This window comes from Tardiphaga sp. (assembly GCF_028290495.1).
Classification (GTDB): Bacteria; Pseudomonadota; Alphaproteobacteria; order Rhizobiales; family Xanthobacteraceae; genus Tardiphaga.
This window is the reverse complement of the sequence record NZ_JAQGJT010000152.1, coordinates 1-6,393: the sequence shown is the minus strand read 5'-3', so window position 1 is coordinate 6,393 and position 6,393 is coordinate 1. Positions and strand designations below refer to the sequence as shown.

At 63.1% G+C, this 6,393-nt stretch carries 4 protein-coding genes; 1 reads left to right on the top strand and 3 read right to left on the bottom strand.

Features of this window, described 5'->3' with window-relative positions:
* Window positions 1–656: 656 nt before the first annotated feature.
* Entirely contained in the window at window positions 657–2,867 is a 2,211-nt protein-coding gene (locus JWQ24_RS22745) for a transglycosylase domain-containing protein (RefSeq protein ID WP_299812816.1), read from the top strand.
* Between the two features lie 367 nt (window positions 2,868–3,234).
* Here JWQ24_RS22745 and JWQ24_RS22740 read toward each other — a convergent pair whose 3' ends face one another.
* The 3 genes from JWQ24_RS22740 to JWQ24_RS22730 form a co-directional block, all read right to left on the bottom strand.
* Complete coding sequence (locus JWQ24_RS22740; RefSeq protein WP_299812813.1) at window positions 3,235–4,074, bottom strand: SprT family zinc-dependent metalloprotease; 840 nt, start codon at window positions 4,072–4,074, stop codon at window positions 3,235–3,237.
* Window positions 4,075–4,326: 252 nt separating this feature from the next.
* Window positions 4,327–5,652, bottom strand: a complete 1,326-nt coding sequence (gene phaZ / locus JWQ24_RS22735) for a polyhydroxyalkanoate depolymerase (RefSeq protein ID WP_299812811.1) — start codon at window positions 5,650–5,652, stop codon at window positions 4,327–4,329.
* Window positions 5,653–5,771: 119 nt separating this feature from the next.
* The coding region (locus tag JWQ24_RS22730) for an ABC transporter permease (protein WP_299812808.1) at window positions 5,772–6,393 on the bottom strand (622 nt) is incomplete at its 5' end.

The following is a 6,393-nucleotide window of genomic DNA, read 5'->3' as shown; positions in this document are numbered from 1 at the left end:
ATAGAAACTCGGCGACATAAGTGAAAACCTTGATGCCATCATAAGCCGACCAGCGATTTGGGTTGACATTATTAGCGAACTTGACTATATTCCTCTTCGTCCAGCTCACGAGGGGCGCTTCATGAGGCGTTCTTGGAGTGGAGTCGGGATGCGGCGCCTGCGGACGTGGCTCGCACCCACGGACTCGGGAGGTCGGGGGGAACCGTCCGTGCCCACTACGGGGCGCTGCCTTCAATGGCTGGACGCGGACAGGTGGAAGGCGGGCGAAATCCCGCTGGAGTGGTCCTGGTGGCCACAAGCCTGGCCCGGAAGTACGGTCCCTCGAACAGAAAAGCCGCGATGGCGCGCCGAAAGGCGACGCGCGCCGGATGCCCGCTGTCGCAGGCGGGCTTCGGAGCGCGACTTGCTACCCAGTTGCGCCTTTCGGCGCGTCATCCCCCTCATTCTCGAGGGGCAAACTGGAAGGCCCACTTTGCGCGGCGGCGCGGAACGGACGGCGCGTGGGCGCAGATCACTCCGGACATCTGGCTGTTTGATAATTGTATCGGAAATGACGACGGCACGCGGAACCCGTTTGCGTTGCGTTAACCTCCGCTTAACGGCGCTTTAAACCGGGAACGTTACGGTCGGGCGTCGAGCGGGCGTGGTGTTTTCGTATGGCGAAGAAAAAGAACGGTCGGAAAGAGCCGGTGTTCGGGCTGCCGTCTTCGCTGGCGGAGCTGCGGATGAATCCGGGCGATCGCGTCTCCGGCTCCGACGACAGACCGAAGCCGAGCCCACGCAAAGCGAGTGGCAAGCGCAAATCAAGCAAATCGCGCGGCGGCATCGTCGGTTTCTTCAAGAAGATGTTTTACTGGGGCGCGGTGGTCGGGCTGTGGGGCGCGATCGCGGTGGTCGGCGTCGTGATCTATGTCGGCGCGCACCTGCCGCCGATCCAGTCGCTGGAAATCCCGAAGCGGCCGCCGACGATCCAGATCACCGGGCTGGACGGCAGCGTGCTGGCGACGCGCGGCGAAATGGCAGGCGCCAATGTCGCGCTGAAGGATCTGCCGCCTTATCTGCCGAAGGCCTTCATCGCCATCGAGGACCGCCGGTTCTATTCGCATTACGGCGTTGATCCGCTCGGCATCGCGCGCGCCGCGGTCGCCAACGTGATGCATCGCGGCGTGGCGCAAGGCGGCTCGACGCTGACCCAGCAGCTCGCCAAGAACCTGTTCCTGTCGGAAGAGCGCACCATGAAGCGCAAGCTGCAGGAGGTCGAGCTGGCGTTCTGGCTGGAGCGCAAGCATTCCAAGGCCGAGATTCTCGAGCTGTATCTCAACCGCGTCTATTTCGGCTCCGGCGCCTATGGCGTGGAAGCCGCGGCGCAGCGTTATTTCGGCAAGTCGGCGAAGGAAGTCACCATCGCGGAAGCGGCGATGCTGGCCGGCCTCGTCAAGTCGCCGTCGCGGCTGGCGCCGAACCGCAATCCGGAAGGCGCGGAGGCGCGCGCGCGCACCGTGCTGGCGGCGATGCAGGACGCCGGCTTCATCACGGCCGCGCAGGCGCAGGCCTCGACGGGTCATGCCTCGTACAATGTGAAGGCGGTCGGCGCCGGCACGGTGAACTATGTCGCCGACTGGATCGGCGAAGTGCTCGACGACCTGATCGGCCAGGTCGACCAGAGCATCATCGTCGAGACCACGATCGATCCGAAGCTACAGAGCGTGGCGGAGGCATCGATCATCGACGAACTCGCCGCCAAGAGCGTCAAGTTCAACGTCACGCAGGGCGCGCTGGTGGCGATGTCGCCGGACGGCTCGGTGCGCGCGATGGTCGGCGGCCGCAATTACGCAGAAAGCCAGTTCAACCGTGCGGTCACCGCCAAGCGGCAGCCGGGCTCGTCGTTCAAGCCGTTCGTCTATCTCACCGCCATCGAAGCGGGCCTGACGCCGGAGACGATCCGCACCGACGCGCCGCTCGATGTGAAGGGCTGGAAGCCGGAGAACTATACGCACCAATACTTCGGGCCGGTGACGCTGACGCAGGCTTTGGCGATGTCGCTGAATACGGTCGCGGTGCGGCTCGGGCTTGAGGTCGGTGCCAAAAGCGTCGTGCGCACCGCGCACCGGCTCGGCATCGCCTCGAAGCTGGAGGCCAACGCCTCGATCGCGCTCGGCACCTCCGAAGTGTCGCTGACGGAGATGGTCGGCGCCTATGGGGCGTTCGCCAATGGCGGGCTCGCCGCCTCGCCGCATGTGGTGGAGCGGATCCGCACCGTCGACGGCAACAAGGTGCTGTACAAGCGCCCGGCGGATCAGGCCGCCTCGGTGATCGACGCGCGCGCGGTGGCGATGATGAACACGATGATGACGGAAACGCTGATCTCCGGCAGCGCCAAGAAGGCGGAGCTGCCGGGCTGGCAGGCGGCGGGCAAGACCGGCACCAGCCAGGATTTCCGCGACGCCTGGTTCATCGGCTACACCTCGCGCCTGGTGACCGGCGTGTGGCTCGGCAATGACGACAACTCGCCGACCAAAAAGGCCACCGGCGGCGGATTGCCGGTCGAGATCTGGACGCGCTTCATGAAGGCCGCGCATCAGGGCGCGACACCGGAGCCGATCCCGGGCGCTGCGCCGGGCAATTCGTTCGGCGGTATCGGCCAGACCTTGTCGCAGCTGCTGCCGGGTGTCGCGCCGCCGCCGTCGCTGCCGCCCGAGCGCGGCTATATCCCGAGCGCGCCCGTCTACAACGGCAACCGTCCGCAGCCCCCGGCGCCGACGCAAACGGCCTACCCGGCCGGCCGCAATCAACCACAGCAAAACGTCCGCCCGGAAGCCTCGGGTGGTCTCGATGGCTGGCTGACGGAAAGGTTGTTCGGGAGATAGCCACAAACTCACTTGTCGTCACCCGCGAAGGCGGGTGACCCGGTAAACGCAGGGCGTTCGCGCAGGACCTGCAACGCCGCCGTCTGCCGGATCGCCCGGTCAAGCCGGGCGACGACAGCAGTGATGGCGGGCTTTTACGGGCAAGCAAATACGAGCTGGCAATCCAGGAGGATTAGGATTACAAGCCAATAGGAATATAGGCAGAGGAGATGTGGAAAGCATGGCGTTGCCCCACCCTCCCCTGTCGTCATCCGCGAAGACGGGCGCCCCGGTAAACGCAGGGCGTTCGCGCATCACCTGCAACGCCACCGTCTGCTGGATCGCCCGGTCGAGCCGGGCGACGACAGCAGTGAGCGAGGCGAAAGGCTTAATCCTGCACGCCGTAGCGGTGCAGGTCGTTGCCGCAGGTATCGAGCCAGATCTTGGCGCGTTCGGTGGCCGGACAAATCCGGGCCACCACCTTCCAGAACTTCGCCGAGTGGTTCATCTCGACCAGATGCGCCACTTCATGGGCGGCGAGATAATCCAGCACGTAAGGCGGTGCCAGGATCAGCCGCCACGAGAACGACAGCGACCCCGCCGAGGTGCACGACCCCCACCGGCTCGACTGATCGCGGATCGTCAGCCGCGTCACCTTGACGCCGAGTTCCCGCGCGTAGTGCGTGGAGGCTTTCTGCAGATCGGCGCGCGCTTCGCGCTTGAGGAAGTCATGCACGCGGCGGTCGAGATGTTCGGCCTCGCCCGCGACGCAGAGAATCTTCTCGCCGCTGTCGCGCGTCTCGGTCCACACCGTGCCGCGCGAGCCCGCGCGATGCACGATCTTGTGCGACGTGCTGCGCAACGGCACCAACGTCCCCGCTTCAAACGGTGCCGCCTTCGGCAAACGGCCGAGGCGCGCGGCGATCCAGGCGCCGTGGCCCGCCGCAAATGCCTTGGCATCGGCCAACGTGCCGCGCGGCGGCATGGTCAGGATCGCTTCGCGATCACTCGGATGAATACGCAGCGTGTAACGTCGCGCACGACGATGTCTTCGCAAGCGAATGGCGAAAATCTGCGAGCCGTGCTTGACGGCAATGGTGTCGGGTTCCGTGGGGCGTCGGTAAAGAAGTGCGCGAAAAGCCATATCTGTCGTTCCGGTCGTCAGGAGATCGACCGGATTCTGCCATATCCGCCGCCAAGAGAATGTCTCCGCGCAAAAACAAATCATTTGCCCAATATACAGGGTCGCATGAGCGCATGTCCCCTATCTAAAGGGCTATGGAACCAGAATCCTGATTCAAAATAACGCCAGAACGCGCGTTAATAAAATGAAACAAACCTCATTTCTTTAAATACCGGGGAAAACCTGTTTTACCGGCTGTTTTCAGAGGCTTACTAACTCCGGCATCGGCTCGATTTCATCAACAACGCGCAGATAACAACGGCAACGCATCGCGTCGTCCGTTGTTATCGATGAAATTTATTCTGCCGTCGCGGCGTGTTGCTTCGCTTCTGCTGCCGTCAGCATGAAATCGGAAATGCGCGGCACGATTTCGGATTTGAATCGCGAGCCGTTGAACACGCCGTAGTGCCCGACGCCCTTCTGAACGTAGTGCACGCGGCGATCATCGGGGATCGACGAACACAAAGCATGCGTCGCTTCGGTCTGTCCGAGGCCAGAGATGTCGTCGTTCTCGCCCTCCACCGTCATCAGCGCGACGTTGACGATCCTGGAAGGGTCCACCTTCTTGCCGCGATGAGTCATCTCGCCCTTCGGCAGCGAATGCTTGATGAACACGACATCCACGGTCTGCAGGTAATACTCGGCGGTGAGATCCATCACCGCCAGATACTCGTCGTAGAAATCGCGGTGCTTGTCGGCGAGGTCGCCGTCGCCCTGGACCAGGTGGTTGAACAGGTTCTTGTGCGCGTCCATGTGGCGATCAAGGTTCATGCTGATGAAGCCGTTGAGCTGCAGGAAGCCCGGATAGACGTCGCGCATCACGCCGGGATGCGGAAACGGCACCTTGGTGATGACGTTGCTGCGGAACCAGTCGATGCCCTTCTCGGCCGCAAGGTTGTTCACCGAGGTGGGATTGCAGCGGGTATCGATCGGACCGCCCATCAGCGTCATCGACACCGGCACGAAACGATCGCCTTCGGCCTCCATGACAGAGACGGCGGCGAGCACCGGCACGGAAGGCTGGCACACCGCGATGACGTGCATGTTGCCGCCCAGCGCGTGCAGCATCTCGATGACGTAGTCGACATAGTCGTCGAGATCGAATCGACCGGCGGCCATTGGCACCATGCGGGCGTCGGACCAGTCGGTGATGTAGACCTCATGGGTCGGCAGGAAGGCCTCGACGGTGCCGCGCAGCAGCGTGGCGTAGTGGCCGGACATTGGCGCCACGATCAGCACGCGCGGTTGCGGCGCGCGCAGCGGGCGCGGGTGCTGGCGATCGAAATACAGCAGCCGGCAGAACGGCTTTTCCCACACCGTGCGGATCACGACCGGGGTGCGGACGCCGTTGACGTCGGTATCGTCGAGTCCCCATTCCGGCTTGCCGTAGCGCCGCGTGGTGCGCTCGAACAATTCGCAGCCGGCGGCGACCGACTTGCCGAACTCGGTCTGCGACAGCGGATTAAGCGGATTCTGGAACATCATTTTGGTGGCATCGGACATCGCGCGCGCCGGATTGAGCGACGCATAGGCCATCTCATACATCCAGTACATCGGCGTGGTCAGGGCCGGGCTTACTTCCGACGGCAAGGCCGGCGGCCTGCCAAATTCACCGATCGGCATCTGTGCTCCCACTTCGTTTCTTTGGAAGATAGTGGGCTCTGCATAAGAAAGCGTCAATGCAACCACCGTTCCGCCCGCGTCAACCGCGGCGAAACCAGACATTCGCGAGCGAAATCAGCCTATTCGCCGCCCGATACCAGCGAACCCGCACGGCGGGCGCTGCGCAACAGCCCAAGGAATATCGCGAATGAAGCAATAAACAGCACCGCGTTGATGGCCAGCGCGGTGAACATCAGGTCGGTACGAAACACATGGTCAAACAACAGCGCGCGCATGCCCTCAAACACATAGGTCGGCGGCAGGCTCCAGGCGACATATTGCAGCCAGGTGGGCAACACCGAGACCGGATAGTACACGCAGGCCAGCGGCATCAGCCCGAACATCAGCGTCCAGACGATGCTCTCGGCGCCCAGACCGTTACGCAGCACCAGCCCGGAGACGAAGATGCCCAGCGACCAGCTGGTGAAGATCAGATTGCAGAAGAACGCGATCAGCGGCAAGCCGAGGTCGAACATGTTGAACTTGAAGAACACCAGGGCAAGGATCACCATCGGGATCACGCCGATCGCCAGCCGGATCAGGCTCATGATCATCAGCGAGATCAGGAACTCGATCGGCTTCAGCGGGCTCATCATCAGGTTGCCGAGATTGCGCGCCCACATCTCCTCAAGGAACGAGATCGAGAAGCCGAGCTGGCCGCGGAACAGGATGTCCCACAGGATCACCGCGCCGATCAGCGTG

Coding starts and splice junctions, on each gene's coding strand:
- JWQ24_RS22745 (WP_299812816.1), top strand. CDS start 657: ATGGCGAAGAAAAAGAACGGTCGGAAAGAGCCGGTGTTCGGGCTGCCG.
- JWQ24_RS22740 (WP_299812813.1), bottom strand. CDS start 4,074: ATGATTTGTTTTTGCGCGGAGACATTCTCTTGGCGGCGGATATGGCAG.
- phaZ (WP_299812811.1), bottom strand. CDS start 5,652: ATGCCGATCGGTGAATTTGGCAGGCCGCCGGCCTTGCCGTCGGAAGTA.